At 66.9% G+C, this 25576-nt stretch carries 20 protein-coding genes; 4 read left to right on the forward strand and 16 right to left on the reverse strand.

Annotated features, from left to right (window positions below; all coding sequences use genetic code 11):
• Window positions 1-78 precede the first annotated feature (78 nt).
• Window positions 79-471 (reverse strand): hypothetical protein, encoded by a 393-nt coding sequence (locus GR702_RS22760; RefSeq protein WP_419880294.1) that lies wholly within the window; start codon window positions 469-471, stop codon window positions 79-81.
• Between GR702_RS22760 and malQ the strand changes: the two genes are divergently transcribed.
• Entirely contained in the window at window positions 439-2154 is a 1716-nt protein-coding gene (gene malQ / locus GR702_RS10575; protein WP_419880295.1) for a 4-alpha-glucanotransferase, read from the forward strand. The genes GR702_RS22760 and malQ overlap by 33 nt on opposite strands.
• Before the next feature lie 599 nt (window positions 2155-2753).
• Here the strand turns inward: malQ and GR702_RS10580 are convergent.
• Window positions 2754-4388 carry an alpha-D-glucose phosphate-specific phosphoglucomutase gene (locus GR702_RS10580; protein ID WP_160985841.1) on the reverse strand — a complete coding sequence of 545 codons (1635 nt, stop codon included), beginning with the start codon at window positions 4386-4388 and terminating at the stop codon, window positions 2754-2756.
• 230 nt (window positions 4389-4618) lie between these two features.
• Here GR702_RS10580 and GR702_RS10585 point away from each other — a divergent pair, with 230 nt between their 5' ends.
• Complete coding sequence (locus tag GR702_RS10585; RefSeq protein ID WP_160985842.1) at window positions 4619-5608, forward strand: sensor domain-containing diguanylate cyclase; 990 nt, start codon at window positions 4619-4621, stop codon at window positions 5606-5608.
• Window positions 5609-5703: 95 nt separating this feature from the next.
• Here the strand turns inward: GR702_RS10585 and GR702_RS10590 are convergent, their stop codons facing one another.
• From GR702_RS10590 to GR702_RS10615, 6 genes are all read right to left on the reverse strand, one after another.
• A complete protein-coding gene (locus tag GR702_RS10590) occupies window positions 5704-6333 on the reverse strand; it encodes a JAB domain-containing protein (RefSeq protein ID WP_337192578.1) in 630 nt (209 codons plus the stop codon).
• Entirely contained in the window at window positions 6240-6770 is a 531-nt protein-coding gene (locus tag GR702_RS10595; protein ID WP_160985843.1) for a hypothetical protein, read from the reverse strand. Before GR702_RS10595 ends, GR702_RS10590 begins: the two co-directional genes overlap by 94 nt.
• 39 nt (window positions 6771-6809) lie before the next feature.
• Window positions 6810-7046: a hypothetical protein gene (locus tag GR702_RS10600; RefSeq protein ID WP_237449658.1), complete on the reverse strand. Its 237-nt coding sequence runs from the start codon at window positions 7044-7046 to the stop codon at window positions 6810-6812.
• Window positions 7047-7229: 183 nt separating this feature from the next.
• Complete coding sequence (locus GR702_RS22305) at window positions 7230-7895, reverse strand: helix-turn-helix transcriptional regulator (RefSeq protein WP_237449659.1); 666 nt, start codon at window positions 7893-7895, stop codon at window positions 7230-7232.
• A 257-nt stretch (window positions 7896-8152) separates the two neighbouring features.
• Complete coding sequence (lepA, locus tag GR702_RS10610) at window positions 8153-9955, reverse strand: translation elongation factor 4 (RefSeq protein WP_160985844.1); 1803 nt, start codon at window positions 9953-9955, stop codon at window positions 8153-8155.
• A 53-nt stretch (window positions 9956-10008) separates the two neighbouring features.
• Window positions 10009-12750: an EAL domain-containing protein gene (locus GR702_RS10615; protein WP_160985845.1), complete on the reverse strand. Its 2742-nt coding sequence runs from the start codon at window positions 12748-12750 to the stop codon at window positions 10009-10011.
• 164 nt (window positions 12751-12914) lie between these two features.
• Here GR702_RS10615 and GR702_RS10620 point away from each other — a divergent pair, with 164 nt between their 5' ends.
• A complete protein-coding gene (locus GR702_RS10620) occupies window positions 12915-14234 on the forward strand; it encodes an FAD-dependent oxidoreductase (protein WP_160985846.1) in 1320 nt (439 codons plus the stop codon).
• 59 nt (window positions 14235-14293) lie between these two features.
• On the opposite strand, the gene GR702_RS10625 is transcribed toward GR702_RS10620, so the two are convergent.
• On the reverse strand, window positions 14294-15076 hold the full coding sequence (locus GR702_RS10625; RefSeq protein WP_160985847.1) for an enoyl-CoA hydratase-related protein: 783 nt from the start codon (window positions 15074-15076) through the stop codon (window positions 14294-14296).
• A gap of 40 nt (window positions 15077-15116) precedes the next feature.
• Window positions 15117-16097 carry an NAD(P)H-dependent flavin oxidoreductase gene (locus tag GR702_RS10630; protein WP_160985848.1) on the reverse strand — a complete coding sequence of 327 codons (981 nt, stop codon included), beginning with the start codon at window positions 16095-16097 and terminating at the stop codon, window positions 15117-15119.
• A 264-nt stretch (window positions 16098-16361) separates the two neighbouring features.
• Between GR702_RS10630 and GR702_RS10635 the strand changes: the two genes are divergently transcribed.
• Window positions 16362-17795 (forward strand): SRPBCC family protein, encoded by a 1434-nt coding sequence (locus tag GR702_RS10635; RefSeq protein WP_160985849.1) that lies wholly within the window; start codon window positions 16362-16364, stop codon window positions 17793-17795.
• 47 nt (window positions 17796-17842) lie between these two features.
• Here GR702_RS10635 and cobA read toward each other — a convergent pair whose 3' ends face one another.
• The 6 genes from cobA to GR702_RS10665 form a co-directional block, all read right to left on the reverse strand.
• Window positions 17843-18634, reverse strand: a complete 792-nt coding sequence (gene cobA, locus GR702_RS10640) for a uroporphyrinogen-III C-methyltransferase (RefSeq protein WP_160985850.1) — start codon at window positions 18632-18634, stop codon at window positions 17843-17845.
• Entirely contained in the window at window positions 18631-21264 is a 2634-nt protein-coding gene (locus GR702_RS10645; protein ID WP_160985851.1) for a nitrate reductase, read from the reverse strand. The genes cobA and GR702_RS10645 overlap by 4 nt, the downstream gene beginning before the upstream one ends.
• A 3-nt stretch (window positions 21265-21267) precedes the next feature.
• On the reverse strand, window positions 21268-21612 hold the full coding sequence (gene nirD / locus GR702_RS10650) for a nitrite reductase small subunit NirD (protein WP_160985882.1): 345 nt from the start codon (window positions 21610-21612) through the stop codon (window positions 21268-21270).
• Window positions 21612-24122: a nitrite reductase large subunit NirB gene (nirB, locus tag GR702_RS10655; protein ID WP_160985852.1), complete on the reverse strand. Its 2511-nt coding sequence runs from the start codon at window positions 24120-24122 to the stop codon at window positions 21612-21614. The genes nirD and nirB overlap by 1 nt, the downstream gene beginning before the upstream one ends.
• 271 nt (window positions 24123-24393) lie before the next feature.
• Window positions 24394-25215, reverse strand: a complete 822-nt coding sequence (locus GR702_RS10660) for a formate/nitrite transporter family protein (protein ID WP_160985853.1) — start codon at window positions 25213-25215, stop codon at window positions 24394-24396.
• A gap of 29 nt (window positions 25216-25244) precedes the next feature.
• Window positions 25245-25442: a hypothetical protein gene (locus GR702_RS10665; RefSeq protein WP_202408196.1), complete on the reverse strand. Its 198-nt coding sequence runs from the start codon at window positions 25440-25442 to the stop codon at window positions 25245-25247.
• Between the last annotated feature and the right edge of the window lie 134 nt (window positions 25443-25576).

Consider the following 25576-nt stretch of genomic DNA (forward strand, 5'->3'; position numbering starts at 1 on the left):
AGCGCTAGCGTTTTGTGTCCGGCTGCGGGAACACTCGCGCGCGCTGCGCCCTTAGGCGGAAGGGCACTTTCTTCGCCCCTATGGAACCCAGCCCGAATGCCGCAGACGTCCGACGACCAAGCTCTTCATGCTCTCGCCGCCGAGATCGGTGTCTCCCGCATCTGGCATGATGCACAGGGGGAGGAGCGGACGGTCGGCGATGCCTCGCTGGTCGCGATCGCCGAGGCACTCGGCTATGGCGCGCGGACGCCGGGCGAGATTGCAGCTAGCCGCGACCGGGTCCGCCGCGAACAGGCCGAGCCTCCGGCCATGCTCGTCACCGAAGCAGGCACGCCGACACATCTTCCGCCGGGCCTTGCACCCACGGGGACGAGCACTCTTCAGGCCGAACTGACTGCGCCTGACGGCACCGTGCGGGTGTTCGATCTCTCCACCCCCATGCTGCCTGCTTTGAACGAGCCGGGCTATTATGCGCTGAAGGTGAGCGGCCGGGCGCTGACCCTTGCCGTAGCACCGCGCGAAGGCTCGGCGTCGGGGCTTCCTGGAGAGGCGCGGATATGGGGGCCGGCCGTTCAGATCGGTGCCCTGCGCGCAGAGGGTTCGCACCCGTTCGGCACGTTCCGCGAGCTTGCCGAAGCGGTGGACGCCTTTGCCGCGCAAGGGGCGGACGTCATTGCGATCAACCCCGTCCATGCCTTGTTCGCGGGAGTGGGCGAAGGCTTCAGCCCCTACTCGCCTTCGAGCCGGCTTTGCTTCAACGGGGCTCTGGGCGATCCTGCCCTGCTCGGCCTGCCCCTGCTGCCGCAGGACGCTTCGGACGGCGAGTTCGGGAGCGAGTTAGGAGCGGGTAGCGAAGGCTCGCTGATCGACTGGGAAGCCGCGCTTCCACGCCGCCTCGTGCAACTGCGCGCCTACTTCTCCGCGCTGGACGAGAAGACCCGCGCACGCATTTCCCGCGACAATGCGCGGCACGGAGAGAAGCTGGTCCGCCAGGCACTTTACGACGCGCTGGACGTGCACTTCCGCAGCCAGGGGCTCGAAGGATGGCAGGTCTGGCCCGAAGAGTTCCGCGATCCTGGCAGCGCCGCCGTCGCCGCCTTTGCCCTCGAGCATGACGACGAGATCGCCTTTCATCTCTTCACCCAGTGGCTGGCGCGCGAAAGCCTTGCGGCGGTGCAGGCCCGCGCGCGGGCCGGGGGCATGGCGGTGGGGCTCCTCGCCGACCTTGCCGTCGGCGTGCATACCCAGGGCGCGGACGCCTGGAGCATGGGCGATTCCCTGCTGCAGGGATTGACCATTGGCGCTCCGCCCGATCCCATGGGGCCGCTGGGGCAGAACTGGATGCTCACCAGCTTCAGTCCGCAGGGACTGGCGCGCAGCGGCTATGCTCCCTGGATCGAGACCATCCGCGCCGCGCTGAGGACTTCGGGGGCGCTGCGGGTGGACCACGCCTTCGGGCTGGCCCGGCTCTGGGTCGTGCCTGGAGGCAAGCCGTCCAGCGAGGGCGCCTACCTCGCCTATCCTTTCGCCGACCTGGTCCGCATCCTCGCGCTCGAGGCACACCTTGCGGGCGCGCTTATCGTTGCTGAGGATCTTGGCACCATGCCGCAGGGCTTCGGCCCGGCGATCGCCGCGCGCGGGATCCTTGGCATGCGCGTCCTGTGGTTCGAGCGCTCGGGCGATGGCGGCTTCCTCGGCGCGTCGCAATACGATGCCGCGGCGGTGGCGATGACCGGCACGCACGACACCGCCACCATCGCAGGCTGGTGGAGCGGGCGCGACCTTGACTGGGCGGAGAAGCTCGGCCGCCTTCCCGAAGGCCTCTCGCGGCAGGAAGCGGAAGAGCGGCGCGACCGCGAGCGGAACCTGCTCTGGACCGCGCTCACGCACGATGCCGGGCCACCACCGCCTGCCGACGAGCCGGAAGCCGTGGTGGAAGCGGCACTGCGCCACATCGGCCGCACCCCTTGCGCGCTGGCCGTCGCCCCGCTGGAAGACCTGCTGGCCGCGCGCGAGCAGCCGAACCTGCCCGGCACCGTTACCGAGCATCCGAACTGGCGGCGGCGCCTGTCGGCCCCGTTGCCCGCCTTGCTTGCCGAACCGGCCACGGCCCGGCGGCTGCAGGCGCTGAACGAGGCGCGGCGGCAGTCCTGAGCCTGAAGCGTGGCGCCGCGCCAGCAGGAAACGCGCGCGCCGGACATGCCGAATGCCCGCTGGCGAGTGCGGGCGTAACGCCGGGGAAAATGCGCGGGGAACTTGATACCCGCAAAGGGGTATCGGGCCGGCTTCGTGAGCGCCCCTGTCGGGCACTCGGTAACTGCGGCTCCTTGCGAACGGCCCGGTAGCGGCATGGCAGCCCGGCTCGACCCTCAGCGAAAGCGTTCGGAACTGGCGCGCGGGCTCGCGAAAAGGCACCGGTTCCAAAGCTTGGCGGGAAGCGTCCTCTTATCAGGAGTCACGCCGTTTGCGCCGCGCCTTGCCTGTCTTCCCCGGAATGGAGAGCAGGCGGATGAACGCTTCCGGTGGCACACGGGGGCCTTGTGCCCACGATGCCGACCCGATGATCCTCCAGCCGTGTACCTCGGCCGGAAGATGTCGGAGCTTATAACCTAATTGGTTATGTCTGTCAAGACTGCGGACCGCCTGTCACTCGCTCGCGGTCATCCCGTGGCGGCCATTGCTTTCCGGCGCTGCCGTCGCCCCGCAGGCCGACGGAGCTTGGCCGGCAGCATCGTTTGAAGTCGCGGGCAACCTCAGGTGATGACGTCGGGCGCCGTCCGCCCGGTATGGCGCACGATCTCCGCTATCGCCTCGGCGGCCGCGATCTGGGGCTCGAGCATAGCCCCTGTCTCGGCATCGAGGTTGCCCGAGCGCGGTTCGTAACGCTCGAGATAGACCCGCAAGGTCGCCCCTTGCGTGCCGGTGCCCGACAGGCGGAACACGATGCGGCTGCCGTCCTCGAACAGCACCCGGACGCCCTGGTTCGCGCTGACGGAGCCATCGACCGGATCGGTGTAGGAGAAGCTGTCCGCATGGGAGACGACCTGCGGGCCGAAGCTCCTGCCCGGCAGCCCGGCCAACTGCGCCTTGAGGCCGTCCATCAGGGCACTGGCGCCGGCGGTCTCGATCCCTTCGTAGTCGTGGCGGGCATAGTAGTTGCGGCCATGCCGGGCCCAGTGCTCCTTCGCGAGCGCGTCCACGCTGATGCCGCGCACGGCAAGGATGTTGAGCCAGAGCAGCACCGCCCACAGCCCGTCCTTCTCGCGCACATGGTCGGAACCGGCGCCCGCGCTTTCCTCGCCGCAGATGGTGACCTTGCCCGCGTCGAGGAGGTTGCCGAAGAACTTCCAGCCGGTCGGCGTCTCGAAGCAGGGGATGCCCAGCGCCTCGGCCACGCGGTCGGCGGCGGCGCTGGTCGGCATCGAACGGGCGATCCCCGCCAACCGCCCGCGATAGGCCGGGGCGATCTCGATGTTGGCAGCCAGCATCGCAAGCGAATCGGAAGGCGTGATGAAGCGCCCGCGTCCGATGATGAGGTTGCGGTCTCCATCGCCATCGGACGCCGCACCGATGTCGGGCGCCTCGTCCGACATCATGAGGTCGTAGAGCTCGCGTGCGTGGATCAGGTTCGGGTCCGGGTGGTGGCCGCCGAAATCCTCCAGCGGGACCGCATTGACGACCGTTCCAGGCGCGAAGCCCAGCCGCCGCTCCAGGATCTCGACGGCGTAGGGCCCGGTCACGGCGCTCATCGAATCCATGCGCATGGTGAAGCCCGAGGCGACCGCCTTGCGGATCGCGTCGAAATCGAACAGCTCTTCCATGAGGTCGGCATAGTCCGCGACCGGATCGAGCACCTGCACGGTCATCGCGCCCACCTGCACTTCGCCCAGTGCATCGAGATCAACGTCGTCCGCCTCGACCGTCAGCCAGCGATCGATCACTTTCGTCCGCTCCAGAATGGCGCCGGTCACGCCTTCGGGCGCCGGGCCGCCGTTGGAGATGTTGTACTTGATGCCGAAGTCCTCGTCCGGCCCGCCGGGATTGTGGCTGGCCGACAGGACAAGCCCGCCGCTCGCCCCGTACTTGCGGATGACGTGGCTCGCCGCCGGGGTGGAGAGGATGCCCCCCTGCCCCACAAGCACGCGGGCATATCCGTTCGCCGCCGCCATGCGGATCGCCTGCTGGATCACCGTGCGGTTGTGAAAGCGCCCGTCGCCGCCGATCACCAGCACCGCACCCGCGCCGCGTTCCACCACGTCGAACACCGACTGGATGAAATTCTCGGCATAGCCCGGCTGCTGGAACACCTTCACCTTCTTGCGCAGGCCCGACGTGCCGGGCGCCTGGCCTTCAAAGGGCTGGGTCGGGACTGTGACGATCTGGGTCAAGCAGGGATCTCCAAGTATCAGGCCATGTGCATGCGGCAACGGCATGTGCGCGGCAAGCGACACTTTCGTGTCGGCCGGCGCATTGTCAAACGGTAGATGCGGCAATGCGGCAACGGCTGCGAAGTTGCCGGCTTTCGCACTTCCTTTACCGATTCCCCCTTAAAGGTGCGAGATTAGCCACCACATAGCCCCTGCGCCGGGAGCGCACACATAACGAGACGCCTGAAAAAATGTACGCCGACAATGCCCTAGCTGACGAAGCCGCCCGGCTTTCCGCGTTGCGCCGCCTGGAAATCCTCGACACTGCGCCCGAGGAGCCATTCGAGAACGTGGTCAACCTGGTGCGCACGATCCTGCACGTGCCGATCTCGACCGTGACCCTGGTCGATGCGGATCGGCAGTGGTTCAAGGCCAAGGCTGGGCTCGAGGCAACCGAGACACCGCGCAGCGTCTCTTTCTGTACGCACGCGATCCAGCAGCGCACGCCGCTGGTCATACCCGACGCGAAGGCCGACCCGCGTTTCTCGGGCAATCCGCTGGTAGAAGGCGACCCGCACATCCGCAGCTATGCCGGGGTGCCTCTGGTCACTTCGGACGGGTACAACGTGGGCGCTCTGTGCGCGATCGACACTCGGCCGCGCGAGTTCTCCGAGAGCGAACTGGCGATCCTGCGCAACTTCGCCGGGATCGTCGTCAACGAGATGGAACTGCGCCGCATTGCCGAGCGCGACCAGCTTACCGGCGCACTCACCCGCCGCGGCTTCCTCGAAAAGGTGGAGCACGAGATCGCGCGGTGCCGCCGGCACGCGCGCAGCGCATCGCTGCTGCTGATCGACGTCGATCACTTCAAGGCGGTCAACGACACTCACGGCCACCCGGCAGGCGATGCCGTCCTGCGCGAGCTGGCAGGCGTGCTGGGCACTGCCGGACGCAGCGGAGACATCCTTGGCCGCATCGGGGGCGAGGAGTTCGCCATGCTACTTCCCGAAACGAGCGGCGACGAGGCGATCGCGGCTGCCGAACGCTACCGCGCGGCGATTGCTGCTCACCCGGTCGCTATCGGGCCCGGCCGAACCATCCCGGTCACTGCCAGCATCGGCGTCGCTCCGCTGGAAGATCGCATCGCCAGCGCGGAAGACTGGATCGCGCGCGCGGACGTGCCGCTCTACCGAGCGAAGAACGAGGGGCGCAATCGCTGCGCCGTCGCGCAAGCGGCCTGACCCGCGTGGCGTAGCGCGGGGGCGTAACAAGCAGGCAAGGCGGCGGCGACGCGAGGACGAAAAGCGCCGTTTTAGTGCCTGTTTCAAGGCCGTGCTCAGACCAGCCTCATTGCCCGCATGCTGACGACACTGTTGCCGCTCACCACGCAGTGATCGTCGAGCGTGATCTCCAGCGCCTCCAGCACTGCGCACAGGCGGGTCGTCGCGGCGATATCGGACGCGCTGGGCTGCGGTACTCCGGATGGATGGTTGTGCGCGACAACGATGCGCCGCGCGTCGAGATCGAACGCGCGCCTTACCGTGCGTCGCAAGGGAATGCGTATCTCCGCCCGCTTTCCCCCGACGTAGAGATCTTCGGCGATGTAGAGCCTCTCTCCCGTGAAGAAGAGGAGCATCACGCATTCCTCCCTGCGGCTGCCGAGCCGGCTCACGAGGTACTGACGGAAGGCGAGCGTGTTCGTATCGGTGGCTTGTCCCAGCAGGACCTCGCGGGTGGCGGCTTCCGCCAGACGGCGCGCGCCCACTATGGCCGCGGCAACCTTGCTGCCCGCACGCGGCCCCGCGCCGGTCGCATCGCACAGCGCTTCGACCGAGGCCGAATAGATCGTCCGCAGCGAACCGAAGCGCGCGATCAGGCGCCGCGCGATATCGTGCGCATCCCCGGCGGCATATGGCTGGATAAGCGCCGCCAGGACGGATAGCTGCCCCGCCTCCTGCGCCGCCACGTGTGAAATGCAAGTCCCAGCGCCATCGCGATCAACTGCACGTATGAAGGCATCATCACCATCATGTCGTAGGCGAACCTGTTGATCTCCACCATCGACACTCGGTAGACGTGGCCGGACACCGCTATGATCTGCGCCGCCCCTATCCATAGCGGATAGACGCGGTTCGCATGCAGCGCGACCGCCAGCGTGCAGGCCAGCACCACCGCATCGATGCACAGGTGCATGAGATCGGTGTGCCGCCACACGATCGGCTCTGGCGAGACTTCGTGATAGAGCCTGTCCACGACGAACATCGCGCAAAGCACGCCCGACAGTATCCGCTCCGGCGCGGCAGCCCTGCCCGCCAGCGAGTAGAGGAACAGCAAGGCGAAGCAGATGACCTGGACATGGCTTTTCAGGTGCCAGAACAGGACGCCCCAGGGCACGTCAGGCATGCCGCTGCCTTCCGTGCCCCGGGCCGTCCCATCGCCGGATCAGGCGCTGCGCAGGAGCGGTTCGCCCACCAGCTCCGCCGCGTTCGGACAGCTGCCCGGCTCGTCGCCCAGCGCCTTGACGTCCTGGCCGATGCCGCGCAGTTCCTCGTGGACGCGCATCATGTCGTTCTGGCTTTCGATCAGCGTGCGCTGCGCCTTTGCAAGGCGCATCAGCGCGGTCTGGCCGGTGAACATCTCCACCCCGTCGGCCCGCCGTGCCAGCAGCATCGATTCCATCAGGCGAGCGGAAGCCAGGAGCGCGGAATCGAGCGAAAGCTAGGCTTCGGGCAGCTGGCGCGAGATACGGGCAGTGGCAGAAGCAATCGTAATCGACATACAAGTCCCCCTGTCGCGACGCCGGCTCGCCCGGCGCACGACGCGCAATCGGCTCGGGAGGCTGAGACATGATCGGCGCGGGCTTCACGTCAGCCCGCTCAGACCACGCACCAGGGCCAGACCGGCCATGGCAACCATCAGCAGGCCAACCGCGATGCCCACCATGACGGCGATCCGGTTGAGCCCTGCATTCGCCCCATCGAGCGCCTCCGGGACGATGGTGTCGAACCCCTGCCGCTGCCAGGGCGCCGTGACGGTATAGTTCACGGCATCCGACAGGGAGAGCGGCTCGATCCGTTCGTCCTGCCTCTCGATTGGCGTCTCGGCGGGGGTTTGCGGAACCTGAGGAATCTTATCTGGTAGTGTATTACAGGTCGCTTCCTGGCCGGATTCCCGGGCCTGCAGGGGTTCTGGAGCCTGGGCTGGCTCGGGAGGCTGGGCGGGCTCGGGAAATTGGGCGGGCTCGTGAGGCTGGGCGGATTGCTCGCGCCTGCGCTCCTGCAGGTACATCCTGTAAGCGCGCGCAAGTTCGGCGCGAGGCGGAGACCCGGCCCGCAGGCGCACGCCCTCGATGCGCTGGTTGACCGCGCTCTCCGAGATGCCGAGCTCCCAGGCTATTTCCTTGCTGGTGCGGTTCTCCGCCACGAAGCGCAGCACCTCGTGCTGCTTGGCGGTGAGCCTTGGAAAGATGTCACGCAGCACCATGCGCTGCACGTCCATCACGTCCTGATCTGACTGACCCTTGCTCATCCGTAGGAGACCCCCGCCTCACCATCCCTGTAGGCAGGATTTTGCAGAAGACGCAACGCGCAGAGTGCTTAAGCGACCAGTAACCACCACCGACGAACTTGCTCCGATTTCCCGGAGTCCCTTCCGGGACGCGACCAATCTCTGCCTTGGAAGGACCGCGATTCGGCCCGACCTGGACAATCGTCTATGCAAACCCTTTTAAGGTTAACACAGAGCGATGCGGGTAGGTCCCGGAAGAAATTACGACCGGATCGGTTCTATTCCTCGCCCATCCGCAGGGCTGCGATGAAGGCTTCCTGCGGAATCTGGACATTGCCGTATTCCCGCATGCGCTTCTTGCCTTCCTTCTGCTTTTCCAGAAGCTTCTTCTTGCGGGTGATGTCTCCGCCATAGCATTTGGCGGTCACGTCCTTGCGCATCGCGCTGATGGTCTCGCGTGCGATCACCTTCGCGCCGATCGCGGCCTGGATCGGCACCTTGAACATGTGCCGCGGGATAAGCTCCTTCAGGCGCTCGACCAGCTGGCGACCACGCGGCTCGGCCTGGCTGCGATGGACGATCATCGACAGGGCATCGACCGGCTCGTTGTTGACGAGGATGTTCATCATCACGAGATCGCCCTCGCGCAGGCCCGTCTGCTCGTAGTCGAAGCTGGCGTAACCACGGCTGATCGATTTCAGCCGATCGTAGAAGTCGAACACCACTTCGTTGAGCGGCAGTTCGTAGGTCACCTGCGCGCGCCCGCCCACGTAGGTCAGGTCCTTCTGGATGCCCCGGCGATCCTGGCAGAGCTTGAGGATGGAGCCCAGGTACTCGTCCGGCGTGTAGATCACCGCCTTGATCCAGGGCTCTTCCATGTGGTCGATCTTGACCGGGTCCGGCATATCGGCCGGATTGTGAAGTTCCTTCACCGAGCCGTCGGTCATCGTCAGGCGATAGACCACGGACGGCGCCGTTGTGATGAGGTCGAGGTCGTACTCGCGGCTCAGGCGCTCCTGGATGATCTCGAGGTGGAGAAGGCCGAGGAACCCGCAGCGGAAACCGAAGCCCAGCGCCGCGCTCGATTCCATCTCGAACGAGAAGCTGGCGTCGTTGAGCCGCAGCTTGCCGATCGATTCGCGCAGCTTCTCGAAGTCGTTGGCATCGACCGGGAACAGCCCGCAGAAGACCACCGGCTGCACTTCCTTGTAGCCCGGCAGCGCATCGGTCGCCCCCTGCTTCACCGTCGTGATCGTGTCACCGACCTTCGCCTGCTCCACTTCCTTGATCTGCGCGGTGATGAAGCCGATCTCGCCCGGGCCCAGCTCGGGGAGGTCGATGCGCTTGGGGGTGAAGCAGCCGACGCGGTCGATCAGGTGCTCGGTGCCGCCCTGCATGAACTTGACGTTGAGACCCTTCCTGATGACGCCGTCGATCACGCGCACCAGGATGACCACGCCAAGATACGGGTCGTACCAGGAATCGACCAGCATCGCCTTCAGCGGCTTGTCGCGTTCGCCCTTTGGCGGCGGGATCTTCTTCACGACCGCTTCCAACACCTCGGCGATGCCGATGCCCGACTTGGCGCTGGCCATCACGGCCTCGGAAGCGTCGATGCCGATCACTTCCTCGATCTCGGCCCGCACCTTTTCGGGCTCGGCGGCGGGAAGGTCGATCTTGTTGATGACAGGCACGATCTCATGGTCGTGCTCGATAGACTGGTAGACGTTGGCCAGCGTCTGCGCTTCCACGCCCTGCGCGGCATCCACCACCAGCAGCGCGCCCTCGCATGCGGCAAGGCTGCGGCTGACCTCGTAGGCGAAGTCGACGTGGCCGGGGGTGTCCATCAGGTTCAGCTCGTAGGTCACGCCGTCGGACGCGGTGTAGCTGAGGCGCACGGTCTGCGCCTTGATGGTGATGCCCCGCTCCTTCTCGATGTCCATGTTGTCGAGCACCTGCGCGCTCATCTCGCGCTCGGAGAGGCCGCCAGTGGTCTGGATCAGACGGTCGGCGAGCGTCGACTTGCCATGGTCGATATGGGCGATGATGCTGAAGTTACGGATCTGCGCGAGTTCGGTCATGAAAGCGCCGTTAGCAGCGCTTTGCCCCGCTGTCATCGGGGCGCGTGTGGTTGCTATCCTGCTCTGCGCAAGTGTTCCTGTTCCTGCCGCTCACGGCGCTGCCGCGCAGCGCGGAACAGCATGGCGCCCGTATCGTCGACCTCGAGCGGCTGGGCGAATTCCACGCCCATGCGATCCTCCTTGCTCCACCGGGCCGTCGCCATCATGAGGTAGTCCTCGGAAAGGTGGACGCCGAAGACAGTGCCCGGCGGCACGTTCCACAGCCCCTCGATCATCGCGCCCGAGCGCGAGACGTTGCGGATCGTGCCGTGATAGACGTGCGAGCCGTGGTCGAGCACGACCTTGCGCAGCATCGTCTGGCGCGGCGCGCGGGCGGAACGCGGCCCTTTCGCCACGGCGACAAGGCTTTCCGAAAGCTTGGCGGCGGCAGTCCGGCTCGTCATCGGCCGTTCGTAGACGTAGCCCTGCACATGGCTGCATCCGAGCACGCGCACGAGATCGAGCTCGTCCAGCGTCTCCACGCCCTCGGCGGTCGTCTCCATGCCGAGCGCCTCGGCAAGGCTCACGATCGAGGAGATGATCGCCCCGTTTCGGCTGCCCGGAACGGTCGCGCCGCGCACGAAGCTCTGATCGATCTTGATCTTGTCGAACGGAGCCTTCTTCAGATAGCCGAGCGAGGAATAGCCGGTCCCGAAATCGTCCAGCGCCAGCCTGACGCCGATGCCCTTGAGCGCGGCGAACATCGATTCTGTAGACTTGTCCTCGCCCAGGAATACGCTTTCGGTGATCTCCAGTTCCAGCCGGCCGGGATTGATCCCCGCTCCCCCGACGGCCCGGGCGACGATCGCGGGCAGCGCGGGATTGGCGAACTGCAGGGGCGAGACGTTGACGGCGACGCGCACTTCCTCGGGCCACCCCGCAAGGTCGCGGCAGGCGGTGCGAAGGGCCCACTCCCCGATCTGCGCGACCAGCCCCGTCTCCTCGGCCACCGGCACGAAGCGCGCGGGCGACATATAGCCATGCACCGGATGCTTCCAGCGCAGCAGCGCCTCGAGGCTGGTGATCCGCTCGCTCGTGGTTCGCACCTGCGGCTGGTAGTGCAGTTCGAGCGCGCCGCTGGCGATCGCCTCGCGAAGGTCTTCTTCCAGCTGCTGGCGCTCGCGCGCGTCGGCGTGAAGGTCCTCGCTGTAGAAGTAGTGCCGCCCGCGCCCGTTCCCCTTCGCCGCATAGAGCGCAAGGTCGGCGTTGCGGATCAGTGCCTCCGACGTCGTGCCGTCGTCGGGGCAGAGCGCGATGCCCACGGACACACCGATCGTCACGCGCCCGCCCTCGATGGAGTAGGGCTGCGAGATATTCTCGATGATCCGGCGCGCGAGGTGCGCAAGCCCCTCGCGCTGCTGGGCTCCGTGAAGGATGACCTGGAACTCGTCCCCGCCAAGGCGGCCCACCCGGCCGCGATCTCCGATCGTCCCGCCGAGCCGCTCGGCAACCTGCTTGAGCAGGGCATCGCCGGCCGGGTGGCCCATCGTGTCGTTGACCTGCTTGAAACGGTCGAGGTCGAGAAGGAACACCGCACCGGCGCGGGTCTCGACGCAGGGGCTGGTCAGGATCTTCTCAAGCCACTCGGCCATCTGGAAACGGTTCGCGAGCTTGGTCAGCGAATCAAAACGCGCGAGCTGCGTGACCTGCCGCTCCGAGCGGCGGCGCTCGGTCAGGTCAGTGCCCGAGCCGCGAAAGCCCATGAAGTTGTTGAACCGGTCGAACACCGGCCGGCCCGATACCGACCACCACCGCGCTTCGTCGTCGTCGCCGGCGCTGGCCCCGCCCACCGACAGCACCTCCGAGGCAGGCGGCGCCTCGGCCGCCTGCATCTCCAGATCCTTGAAGGAGGAGCGGGTTTCGAGATGAAACGCCAGCGTCCGTTCTGCCTGTTGCCCGTCCCCGTCCAGTCGGAACAGGGAGGCGAAAGGACGGCCTTCCAGCTCGGCCGCGCTCTTGCCCAGCAGCGTGGCGATCCCGGGCGTCACGTAAGTGATCCTGCCCTGACGGTCGATTTCCCAGAACCATCCCTGGCCGGTCTGCTCGTACTCCTCGAGAAGTTCCTCGGCCCGGCGCTGTCCTCGCGCGCGTTCATGCGCGGTAGCAGCCGCCCGGCCCGGGCCTCGCCGTCGCGCACGCAGAGCGGCGATCGCGAGACCCAGCGTGCCGCCTGCCGCCAGCACGCCAAGGCCCGATGGCGAGCCGCTCCCCAGCGCTCCGCCTCCCAGCAGACCGAAGGCAGCGGCAACGATCGCGGCAAGACGGTTGTGCAGCAGGACGGCAGCCGCCAGCGCGATCATGACGAACAGGTTCACCGACGCGTCCCAGCCGAACCCCGGGTGGAAGTGGGCCCAGCGAGCGATGCCGAAGCCGAACAGCGCCATCGGCGGCAGGACACCCGCAGCCACTGCCGCATGCCGTTGCCATCCGCCAAGGCGCCCGCCTTCCCGCGTCGCCAGAAAGGTTGCAGGCAGGCACAGAAAAGCTCCGGCGGCGATGCATATGGCCGAGGAAACATCGGGAACGGTGCCGGTCAGCAGCGCGGTGAGCACCGCGCCGGCCAGCAGAAGCGGCGCCATCCATGCCCAGCGCCGCGGGATCAGGTAGCCGCCGCCTCCCCCACCCGCATCGAGTCGCACGGCCGCGCGCCCGGCATGGCTCGTGAACTGCGCCCGCGCCGATTCGCCGGCCACAGCCTCCTTTTCGGCACCCGAAGGCACCGCCCGTGATTTCGTGCGCAGACCGGTTCTCGCCATGGCGGGCACCATGGAGGCCCGCGCATTGCGAAACGGTTAAATGTGACAAGGTCTCGTTGATGGTCGCTTGCGAAAGCCGTCGGCCATTTCGCTCTCCCGTGCGTTATCCTCTTGCTTGCCTGATGAACGGCCGGCGCGAAGCCGGCACAGATGGGAGAACGTCCGTGCGCCATATCGCCATCGTCGGATCCGGCCCTGCGGGTTACTACACCGCCGAAGCTGCACTCAAGCAGTGGGGCGACGAGGTCCGCGTCGACATCTTCGACAGCCTGCCCGTGCCCTTCGGCCTCATCCGGACCGGAGTGGCGCCCGATCACCAGACCATCAAGGGCGTGTCGCGGCGATACGAAACGACGGCGCGACTGGGCAACGTGCGCTTCGCGGGTAACGTCATGCTCGGCCGCGACGTAACAGTGGCCGAACTGCAGGAGCTTTACGACGCGGTGATCCTGGCAACCGGCGCCCCGCGCGATCGGAGGCTCGGCCTGCCGGGCGAGGATCTTGCCAACGTGTTCGGCTCGGCCGCGTTCGTGGGCTGGTACAACGGCCATCCGCAGTTCGCCGAACTTGCTCCCGACATGAGCCACGACACCGCCGTCCTCATCGGCAACGGCAATGTCGCGCTCGACGTGGCGCGCATCCTTGCCAAGAGCGAGGCGGAGTTCGCCTCCTCCGACATCGTTGCGCATGCCCTTTCCTTGCTGCGCAGTTCCGCCGTTCGGCGCATCGTCATACTTGGCCGGCGCGGCCCTCTCCAGATCGCGATGTCGCCCAAGGAACTTGCCGAGCTTGCGGGCCTCGCCCGTGCACGCCCTAAGGTAGACCCGCTCGACCTGCCCGAGCCGGCCGACGACGTCGGGCTCGATACCGGCCTTCGCAAGGCCATCGGTCACCTGCGCACCTTTGCCGCCGCCGACCCCTCGCCTGTTGCCGATGCAGTGGCGGTGGAGTTCGACTTCTTCGCCGCCCCCCGTGCGATCCTGGGCGATGGCCGCGTGGAAGCGGTGGAGGTGGAACGCACCCGGCTGCAGGACGGGCAGGCCGTGGGGACGGGCGAGACCTACCGCATCCCCGCCGGGATCGTCATTTCCTGCATCGGCTACCAGACCACGCCGATCCCCGGCGTACCCTACGACGAGCAGGGCGGCCGCTTCGCCAACAGCGAGGGCCGCATCGCGCCCGGGCTCTACTGTGTCGGCTGGGCGCGGCGCGGACCGACCGGGACCATCGGCACCAATCGCCCCGACGGTTTCGCAATCATCGAGAAGATCGCCGGCGACCTCGGCGAGGAAGCGCAAGGCAGCGCCGCCAAGGCGGGCCGCAGCGGCTTCGACGCTCTTGCGGGAGAGCGCGGGATCGAAATCGTGAAGTTCACCGACTGGCAGAAGATCGAGGAAGCCGAGATCGCCAATGCCCGCGAAGGCGCACCGCGTGAGAAGTTCGTGGCCGTGGAGCAGATGATCGAAGCCTCGCACCGAAGCTGAAGGCCGATCACCCGCTCGCCGAAGCTTCTCCTCGCTCCGGAAGCGAGTGGCGCTGCCCGTTATTGCCCTTTGAAGGCGGGCTTGCGCTTTTCGATGAAGGCGCTCACGCCTTCCACGAAATCCTCCGTCCGCCCGGCCACGAGCTGGCCGCGTCTTTCCGCCTGCAGCGCCGTCTCCAGACTGGAATCGAGCGCGTCCCAGGCCATGCGCTTGATGAGGCCGAGCGAGCGGGGCCCCCGCGCAAGCCCGCGCGCCAGCTTCATCGCCTCTTCGTCGAGCTGCGCCTCGGGAACGACCCGGGTCGCGAGCCCCCAGGCCAGCGCGGTCGACGCGTCGATCTTCTCGCCCAGCAGCATCATCTGTATGGCCCGCACCCGGCCTACCGCTTGCGCCAGCAGATAAGTGGCCCCGCCATCGGGCACGAGGCCGACATGGCAGAAGGCGCAGAAGAAATACGCATCCTCTGCCATCAGCACCACGTCGCCGGCCGCCGCCAGCCCTGCCCCGAAGCCTGCCGCGGGGCCCCGGATCGCGGTGACGACGGGTTGCTCCATGCGCTTGATCGCCATGATCACCGGATTGAACGCCCGGTCGAGCTGGCCGCCGATGTCGCGCATCGGATCGGCAAGCAGTTCCTGCGCGGCCGAAAGGTTGGCGCCGGAACAGAACGCCCGGCCCTCTCCCGTCAGCAGCACGGCCCGGGCATCGCGGGCGGCATCGTCCAGCGCGGCGACGAGTTCCAGCCCCATAGGCTCGGTCACGCCGTTCATCGTGGCGGGATCATTGAGCGCGATGCGCGCGACGCTATCCTCGAGATGATAGAGGATATGCTCGTAACTCATGGACACTCCTGCGAAAGGCCGACGCGTGCAGCTGCCCGGCTCAGGCGAGCATGCCGCCAAGGCGTTCTTTCACGATTTCCTCGGCATCGCCAATGATCCTTTCGATCAGTTCGCGGCACGTGGGCACGTCGTGGATCAGTCCTTGCACCATGCCGGCCCAGAAGATGCCCCGGTCCATGTCACCGCTCTGCAGCAGTTCGCGTCCTACCGCTCCTGCCACGAGGGGCTGGATATCCTCGAAGGTGGATTCGGGTCGCGCGGAAATCTCGACGACCTTGTCCGAGACAGAGTTCTTGCCGACGCGGGCGGTGTTCTTGAACTTGCGGAAGATGAGGTTCGTGCCGCGCTCATCGTTCTCGACATACCTCGCTTTCACGTTCTCGTGGATCGGGGCTTCCCGGGTGGCGCAGAAACGGGTGCCCATGTTGATGCCCTCCGCCCCCAGCGCCAGTGCCGCGACCAGCCCGCGTCCATCGCCGATCCCGCCCGATGCGAGCATCGGGATCTTCACCTTGTCCGCCGCCGCAGGGATGAGGATAAGGCCCGGAATGTCGTCCTCGCCCGGATGGCCTGCGCATTCGAAACCGTCGATAGAGATGATGTCGCACCCGGCGCGCTCCGCCGAAAGCGCGTGACGGACGGCGGTGCACTTGTGCAGCACCGTGATGCCGTGGGGCTTCACCATCTCCCAAATCTCGCGAACCTGCGGGGTTCCGGCCGTCTCGATGATCTTCACGCCGCCTTCGATCGCGGCCCGGGCATAGCCCTTGTAGTCAGGCGGAAGAATTGTTGGCAGCACCGTGATGTTCACCGCGAAGGGTCTGGATGTCATGGAGCGGCACCGCTCGATCTCGTCGCGCAGCGCTTGCGGGCTGGGCTGGGTCAGCGCCGTCAGCGTGCCGAGACCGCCCGCCTCCGATACCGCGCTCGCCAGTTCGGCATAGCCCACTCCCTGCATTCCGCCCTGGACGATCGGGTGTTCGATGCCGAGCATCTCGGTGACGCGGGTCCTGAATGCCATGGTTCGGTGAAGCTCCCTTTCCACCGGCCGTCTCGTGCCGCCGGTCCCTGGCCATCCGGCTATGCCATCGCGCACCCGCCTTCAACCCGCCGACATCGCCTGCCCAGCCTTGTAACTTGACCATCGCCGCGGCGAAGAGGTCGGCCTGTCCGCTTCGCATTTAGCGCGGAAGCGATGAGGCCGGAGCCCTGCTGCCATTGCCTCTCGGGCGCGGCACTGTACATTCGTTCAACAGGACAAGAGTCATAGCGAGAGGTGTTGGGAGTGCTCAAATCAGCAGACGGCGGCCTGCGGCCCGTGCCGTTCCCGATCGATGATCCCGAACGCATTCCGGTCAGGCGCTATTTCGACGCAGAGTTCTACCAGGCGGAGCTCGACCACCTCTGGCCGAACGTCTGGCAGATGGCCTGCCGCGAGGAACAGATCCCCGAAGTGGGGGACTGGATCGAGTACGAGAACGTCGGCAAGTCCGTCATCGTCGTGCGCACGACAAGCGGCATCAAGGCTTTCCACAACGCCTGCCGGCATCGCGGGGTGCCGTTCGCGGGCGGCTCGCCGCTCGGCTCCTCTCATGCGAGTGCCCACGGCAACTGCGCGAAGACCGGCTTCGTCTGCCCCTTCCACGGCTGGCGCTGGAACATGGACGGCGAAAGCACCCGGATCTACGGCAAGCACCTGTTCTCCGAGCGCCAGATGGCGGATGCGGAGCTCAACCTGATCCCCTGCCGCGCCGAAACGCTTGCCGGATGCGTCTGGATCAACCACGATGACGATGCGCTTCCCGTGCGGCAGTCGATCGGGCCGCTGGCCGAACGGCTCGACGCGCACAACGTCGACAAGCTGAAGGCGGAGTGGTGCTACGGCGCGGTGCTGCCTGCCAACTGGAAGATCGCGATGGAGGCCTTCATGGAAGGCTACCACGTGATGCAGACGCACCCCCAGCTGCAACACTGCGTGCCCATGATGTACGACAGCATGTATGCGCAGCCGCGCGGTCCCTTCCCGCAGATGGCCATGCCCGAGCTCTCGCACACCGAGAACCAGGCGCTGCAGGTCAAGTCGATGGCGCTTCTGGGCGAAGGCATGGCCGGCATGATCCACGAGAAGGAAGTGGAGATCGCGCGCAGCATGGTCGGCATCGAGGAAGGCCTCCCCGATGACAGGAACCAGGCCATGTTCATGTGGCTGGGCATGGTCATGCACCAGATATCCGAACGCCTGAAGGCGAAGGGCGAGCCGATCCCCGACCTGTGCGCCGTGGCGCAGAGCGATCCCATCAACGCCGTGGAATTCCTGTTCCCGCATTACTTCCTGCTGCCCTATTTCAGCTCGATGTCGGCTTACCGCATCCGCCCGCTCGGCCCGGAAAGCTGCTTCTTCGAGATCTGGTCGCTCACCTTCTTCCCCGAGGGCGAAGAGCCGGAGCCCGTCATGGAGCCCACCGTCCTGCCTTATGACAGCCCCGACTTTCCGCCGATCCCGCGCCAGGACTATTCGAACATCCCGCTCCAGCAGAAGGGGCTCCACGCCTCAGGTTTCGAGTTCATGCGCCTCTCCAGCCAGGTGGAAGGCATGATCAGCAACTATCAGCGCATTATCGACGGCTATCTCGGCGGAAAACCGGCGGAAAAGCTGGCGGCGGCGACCAACATGCTGGGCGGCAACTTCGACGGCAGGATCGAGGAGCTCGGTCTCTAAGCACCGCGCGGGAGCACCCTGATCTCAAAGGGGGCGGGCCGAGCGGGTCAGTCTCGCAGGACGAGCCGGAGCGGCGCGGTTGCCGCGTTCTCCTCGGGCGCCTCGTCCACGGGCCGGGCCATCGCCTCGCCGATCAGCAGCAGCGCCGGCCCGTCGCCCAGCGCGGTGCGCGCGGCGAGCGGCAGGAGGCCAAGCGTCGTGTGGAAATGCCGCTCGGCGGGAAGGCTGGCGCTTTCCACCAGCGCCACCGGCGTGGATGCGGGAAGTCCGGCCGCGATGAGCCGGGCGGAGACTTCGCCTGCCGCCGCCTTGCCCATGTAGACCGCAAGCGTCGCATCCGGGTCGGCCAGGCGTTCCCAGTCGAGATCGAGGCATTCGCCGCTACGCGCATGTGCGGTGACGAAAGTCAGCTTGCGGGCAAGTCCGCGCAGCGTGAGCGAGGCGCCCAGCCTTGCCGATGCCGCGCTCGCCGCCGTGACGCCGGGGCAGATGCGGATCGCGATCCCGGCGGCCCGGCACGCCACGAGCTCCTCGGTCGCCCGGCCGAAGATGCCGGGATCCCCTCCCTTGAGCCGCACGACCTTCTCGCCCGCCAGCGCCGCCTCGACGATCAGGCCATCGATCGTCGCCTGGTCCTTCGAGTGACGGCCCGAACGCTTGCCGACGTTGACGAGCCGCGCGGACGGCGCGGCCATCTCGACGATGCCCGGGCCGACCAGCGCGTCGTGGAACACCACGGTGGCTTCGCCGATCAGCCGTTCGGCCTTCCGTGTGAGCAGTTCGGGATCGCCAGGCCCAGCGCCGACAAGCCAGACCATGCCATGTTGGAAATCGGTCATTCTGCGGCCTCCACTAGCGGGATCGAGGGAACGGGGGGCATCGCCGCGACGAGGCGGGCGATTGCCGGGCGGCACGATCCGCAATTGGTGCCGGCCCGCGTGCAGGCGCCCACGTCCTCGACGGTGCAGGCCCCGCCAAGGACGGCGGCGGCAATGTCCTTTTCGCCGACGCCGTGGCACACGCATACCATCGCACCGCGATCGGGCAGCGGCTCGCTGGGGCGCGCGGCGAGCAATTCGGCAGTGGCGGCCTCGCCGCTCCCCAGCTGGCTCGCCACCCACTCACGCGCGGGCAACAGACCGGAGCGGGTGAGGTAGACCGCCGCTTCCAGCATGCCGCCGGCACCGCGCACCGCGATGCGGCGCATGCCGCGCACTTCGTCCGCCACTTCGATCCGGTCGCCGGCGGGAAGCAGGGTATCGATCGCGATCGCCCCTTCGCCCGCCAGTTCGTAGAGCCACCCCGCCTTCACGCGGCTTCGCGTCCAGTAAAGAAGGCCCTCAAGCCCCGGCTCATCCAGCACGGGCTCATCCAGCATAGGCCCATCCAGCACGGGCCCGTCGCGCCGCACGAGAAAGCCGCGCCAGTCGGGCGTGATCGCCTGGACCCGGGCGGCGGCGTCCTTGAAGCCGGGCTGCCCCGAAACCGGGTCCGTGGCAGGAGATGCCAGCCGGTTCGTGCGCCCTTCCCCGGCCATCTGGTCGGTCCAGTGCATCGGCACGCACAGTTCGCCCCGCCGCTGGCCCGGGGAAAGCGCGACACGATAAATCGCCGCCCCCTGCCGCGTCTCCACCCGGGCGAGGCCGGTGTCCTCCAGTCCAAGCGCCGCCGCGTCCTGCGGATGAACCTCGAGCAGCGGCTCGCGGCGGTGCTGGGAAAGGGTGGGCGAGAGGCCCGTGCGGGTCATCGTGTGCCACTGATCGCGGTAGCGCGCGGTGTTGAGCCGCAAGGGGAACTGCGCGTCGGCACGGGGCGCCGGTGCCGCCACCCGCACCAGCCGCGCCTTGCCCGAAGGGGTGGGACATCCCAGCGCCAACGGGTGCCGCCCGCCCCACTGGAACGGCTCCATGACGTCGTACTCCGCGTCCGACAGGCCGGCGTATGCCGCAAGGTCCAGCGCCCTGCCGCGCCTTGTGGCCAGTTTCGTCATAGCGGCGAACTCCCGGAAGATCGCGGCCGGGCCGCTCCAGGCGAATGCCTCCCCCCAGCCCAGTCGCGCCGCCACGGCGGAGATGACGCGCCAGTCCGCGCGCGCTTCGCCCGGAGGCGGGAACAGGGCCCGCTGGCGGCTGACCTGCCGCTCGGAATTGGTGACGGTGCCGTCCTTCTCGCCCCACCCCAGCGCAGGCAGACGCACGTGGGCAAAACGGGCGGTGTCAGTTTCGGCAAGTATGTCCGAGACAATCACTGTCGGGCAGCGCGCAAGCGCCTCCCGCACGAAGGCGCTGTCGGGCATCGAGACGGCCGGGTTCGTCGCAATGACCCACAGGAAGCGGATCCGTCCTTCGTGGATGGCGCGGAACATCTCTACCGCCTTCAGCCCCGGCCCGGCGCAGAGGTTCGGCGCGTCCCAGAAGGCCGCCACGTCCGCGCGTTCGTCCGCGCCGAAGCTCAGATGGCACGCCAGCATATTGGCAAGCCCCCCAACTTCGCGCCCGCCCATCGCATTGGGTTGGCCGGTGATGCTGAAGGGCCCTGTCCCCGGCGTGCTGATCCGGCCGGTCGCAAGGTGCAGGTTGATGATCGCATTGCCCTTGTCGGTGCCGCAGACAGACTGGTTCGCCCCTTGGCTGAACAGCGTGACCATGCGCGGATGAGCGGCGACAAGGTCGCAGAGCGCGGCGAAAGTCTCCGCTGGCACGCCGGGTTGGGCATCGAGCTGCGTCCAGAAGCCGGCATCGGTCTCCACGCGGGCGGCAAGGGAGGCATCGTCCACCAGCCCGCGCCGGCGCATCTCGGCCAACAGGGCGTTGAACAGGGCAATGTCGCCGTCCGGCGCCACGGCCACGTGCAGGTCCGCCTGCTCGGCGGTTTCCGTGCGGCGAGGATCGATGACGACGAGCTTCGTGCCCCGCGTCGCCCGCGCCTTCTCCAGCCGCTGCCAGACCACCGGGTGGCACCACGCGGTGTTCGATCCCACCAGCAGGACGAGGTCCGCCTCGTCGAGGTCGGAGTACGAGCATGGCACCAGATCCTCGCCGAAGGCACGGTTGTGCGCGGCCACCGCGCTCGCCATGCACAGGCGCGAATTGGTATCGATGTTGCCGCTGCCGATGAAGCCTTTCATCAGCTTGTTCGCGGCGTAGTAATCCTCGGTCAGCAGCTGGCCCGAGACGTAGAAGGCTACGCTGTCAGGTCCGTGCTCGGCGATGCATTCGCGCATCCGCGCCGCGACGAGATCGAGCGCTTCATCCCAGTTCGCCTCTCCGTCCCCGATCATCGGCGTGAGCAGACGGCCTTCAAGCCCCACCGTCTCGCCCAGGTGCGTGCCCTTGGAACACAGGCGGCCGTGGTTGGCCGGGTGCGCCGCATCGCCCCGGATGGTCACGGAGCGCGGCCCCGTGACTTGCGCAAGGACGCCGCAGCCGACACCGCAGTACGCGCAGGTGGTGCGGATCGGCGCCCCCATCGCTCAGGCCGCCTCGGCCCGGGTGACCACTGCCGAGCGCAGAAGGTAGAGCCGTCCGGCGTCGACCTTCAGCGGGATCGTGGGCACGCATCCCTCATCGTCGCCCAGCGCCTTGCCGCTGCGCAGCGAAATGTTCCAGTTGTGGAGCGGGCAGGTCACCACATCGCCATGGACGATGCCCTGGCTGAGCGGCCCCTGCTTGTGCGGGCACTGGTTGCGCAGCGCGAAGAACTCGCCGCGCATGGTGTGGAATACGGCGATCTCTTCGCAGCCGAGCACGGGAAGCGTGCGCGCGGTGCCGGGTTCGATCTGGGTGACCGGACCGATATCGAGCCAGTTGCCGATCATCATGCGTTCTCCAGCTGGGGCTTGGGGGCGGTTGGGAAAGGGCGAACTTCGGCAAGGTGCTGGTGCAGCTTCGCGTCCTCGCCCGCAGCGCGCCTCGCCCACGGGTCGTCCTGCATGAATTGCTGCGAATAGCGGAAGCGGGCGGCATAGCGCTCGACCGCGCCAGCCTCGGCCAGCCGGTCCTTCACGTACTGCAGGCCCACGCGCTCGATCCAGGGGGCGGTGCGCTCCAGGTAATGCGCCTCCTCGCGGTAGAGCTGGGTGAAGGCGGCGCACATGTCCATCGCCTCTTCCTCGGTCGAGACCTTGCACAGGAAGTCGGTTGCGCGAACCTTGATGCCGCCGTTGCCGCCCACATGAAGTTCGTAGCCGGAGTCCACGCAGATCACGCCAAAGTCCTTGATCGTCGCTTCCGCGCAGTTGCGCGGGCAGCCGCTGACCGCGATCTTGAACTTGTGAGGCATCCACGAGCCCCACGTCATGTGCTCGATCTTCACGCCCAGGCCGGTGGAATCCTGCGTGCCGAAGCGGCACCATTCGCTGCCGACGCAAGTCTTCACGGTGCGCAGGGACTTGCCGTAGGCGTGCCCCGAGATCATCCCCGCCGCATTGAGGTCGGCCCAGACGGCGGGCAGGTCCTCCTTGCGGATGCCGAAGATGTCGAGCCGCTGGCCGCCCGTCACCTTGACCATCGGCGCGTCGTACTTCTCCACCACGTCCGCGATCGCGCGCAGTTCACGCGGATTGGTGAGCCCGCCCCACATGCGCGGCACCACGGAATAGGTGCCGTCCTTCTGGATGTTGGCGTGCATGCGCTCGTTGACGAAGCGGCTCTTCTGGTCGTCCTCGTACTCGCCCGGCCAGGCGCAGAGGAGGTAATAGTTCAGCGCGGGGCGGCAGGATGAGCACCCGTCGGGCGTGGTCCAGTGCAGTTCCTGCATCACCTGCGGGATGAGCTTCAGCTCCTTCTCCAGGATCAGGCGGCGCACGTCATCATGCGTGAAGCTGGTGCACTTGCACAGCGTCTTGGGTCCGGACTGCACCTCGCCACCCAGCGTCAGTGCCAGCAGGCTCTCGACAAGTCCCGTGCACGATCCGCACGAGGCCGAAGCCTTGCAGGTGCTGCGCACCGTGTCGAGCGAGCACGCGCCGCCCTGGATGGCCTTGACCACCGTCCCCTTGGAAACGCCGTTGCAACCGCAGATCTCGGCATCGTCCGAGAGGGCGGCAACGGCAGCGTTAGGGTCCGCGAGCGCACCTCCCGACGCGAAAGCCTGGCCGAAGATCAGCGCCTCGCGGATGGGCGCGATGTCCTCGCCCTTCTTCATGAGGTCGAAGTACCAGGAACCGTCGGCGGTATCGCCGTAGAGCACCGCGCCGATCAGGCGGTTTTCCTTGACGATCACGCGCTTGTAGGCCCCGCGCGCGGCGTCGCGCATGACGATGTCCTCGCAGCCCTCGCCGCCCGAGAAGTCACCCGCGGAGAACAGGTCGATCCCCGAGACCTTGAGCTTGGTGGACGTGACCGAACCTTCGTAGCCTGTCGGCGCGCCGGTCGCGTGATCGGCAAGGGCGCGGCACATCTCCCACAACGGCGCGACCAGCCCGTAGCAGGTGCCGCGGTGCTGCACGCATTCGCCCACTGCCAGCACGGCGGGATCGGAGGTGACCATGTGATCGTCGACCATGATCCCGCGCTCCACCTCGAGCCCGGCCTCGCGGGCCAGCGCGGTGGCGGGGCGGATGCCGACGGCCATGACGACGATGTCGCAGGCAATCTCGGTCCCGTCCTCGAGCCGGACGCCGGCGACCCGGCCGCCCTCGCCCAGAATCTCCTTCGTGTTGGCACCCGTCAGGATGGTCTGGCCACGACGCTCCAGTTCCGAGCGGAGCAGGTACCCCGCCGCCTCGTCCAGCTGGCGCTCCATGAGGGTAGGCATCAGGTGGATGACGGTAACCTTCATGCCGCGCAGGTTCAGTCCGTGCGCCGCCTCCAGCCCCAGCAACCCGCCGCCGATGACCACGGCCGAGCCGCCGCGATCGGCTGCGGCGAGCATCCTGTCGACGTCGTCGAGGTCGCGGAAAGTGACCACGCCGTCGAGGTCCTTGCCGGGCACCGGAATGATGAAGGGATCCGAGCCGGTGGCGATCAGCAGCCTGTCGTAGGGCTCCACGCGGCCCGAGGCGGCGATCACACTCTGCGTCTCGCGGTCGATCGAGACAACCTTGTCTCCCGAGACCAGCGTGATGCCGTTGTCCTCGTACCACTCGGGCGTGTTGATGACGATCTCGTCGAAGGTCTTCTCGCCCGCCAGCACCGGCGAGAGCATGATGCGGTTGTAGTTCACGCGCGGTTCGGCGCCGAAGATCGTCACGTCGAAGCGGAGCGGGTCGCGGGCAAGGATCTCCTCCACCGCGCGGCAGCCCGCCATGCCGTTGCCGATCACCACGAGCCGTTCCCGACCGTTGCCGGGGAGGCCTGCCCTCTCGAAGTTCACCGGTGCATTCACGTCACGTCTCCATCCGCAACGCGCACGCAAAAAACCGCCTCGTGCCTGTCCCGGAAGGGAAAGGTACGGGCGGCTTCGTTGCCACGCGTTCTGTCATGTGATGCGAGGCGCTGGTCCGTCCTGCGGTGGACGGGCGCTCTTTCGCTGTTCGATGTGTATCTGATTCGCAGGGGCTACTGCAAGCGCCAATTTTGCGGTGCAGCAACGAGACCGCAGCCTCTCCCGTATTCCCGGCCTGCCGGGGAACACGGGAAAGCGCGGCGCATGGGTATCAGGCGGCGAGCTTGAGCACCCGCGCCGGCTTCGTCTTCGCATGAGTGGAATAGAGCATCAGGCCGGTGAAGGTCAGCCCGCCCACCAGGTTCCCCAGCACGGTCGGCACCTCGTTCCACCAGAAGTAGTCGCCCACGGTAAAGTCGCCGCCCAGCATCAGTGCGGTGGGGAAGAGGAACATGTTCACGATCGAATGCTCGAACACCATGTAGAAGAACAGCATGATCGGCATCCACATGGCGATCACCTTGCCCGAGACGGTGGTGGAGATCTGCGCGCCGACGACGCCGGTGGAAACCATCCAGTTGCACAGCATGCCGCGCACGAAGATGGTCAGCCAGCCCGCCGCGCCATACTCGGCGTAGCCTAGCGTGCGCGAGACGCCGGTGCCCGCCAGCTTCGCGCCAACTTCGCTGGGGTCGGTGGAGAAGCCGTAGGTGAAGTAGATCGCCATCAGGAACGCGGTAGTGAGCGCGCCCGCGAAGTTGCCGGTGAACACCAGCCCCCAGTTGCGCATCACGCCGCGCCAGGTGCAGCCGGGCCGCTTGTCCCAGACTGCCAGCGGAGCCAGCACGAAGACGCCAGTGAGAAGGTCGTAGCCCAGAAGGTAAAGCATGCAGAAGCCCACCGGGAACAGCACCGCGCCCGCCAGCGGCTGCCCGGTCTGGACATTGACGGTGACCGCGAAGGCCGCCGAAAGCGCCAGGATCGCGCCTGCCATGTACGAGCGTACGAGCGTGTCCCTGGTGGACATCGTGATCTTGGATTCACCGGAATCGATGAGCTTGGTGATGAATTCCGAAGGTTGAAGATAAGCCATTGCGATTGCTCCCTGTCGAAGGGTTTGGATCAGATTGCGAATTCGAGGCTGAGCCAGAACTTCTCGACGTCGCCACTCGCGGGCACGCTCACCGCGTCATAGCGGGCGTACTTGGCAAGCAGGACGAAATGGCTGAGCTTGAAGGTGACCTGCGCGTCCCATTCGGTGCCGAACTCGACATCGCCGACGTCGCTGTCGAACTGGTGCCAGGTGACGTTGGCGTTCACGCCCTTGACAGCGCGTTGACGAAGTCGGTGTGATCTGATTCAGCCTGGATACGGAAAGAAGGCGGTCAGCGACGATGGCGATGCGACGTGATGGTGATGTGCAGGCGGATCTGATCGTGTCGTGGTCAGATATA

The sequence above is a fragment of the Novosphingobium silvae genome (assembly GCF_009856825.1).
Lineage (GTDB): Bacteria > Pseudomonadota > Alphaproteobacteria > Sphingomonadales > Sphingomonadaceae > Novosphingobium > Novosphingobium silvae.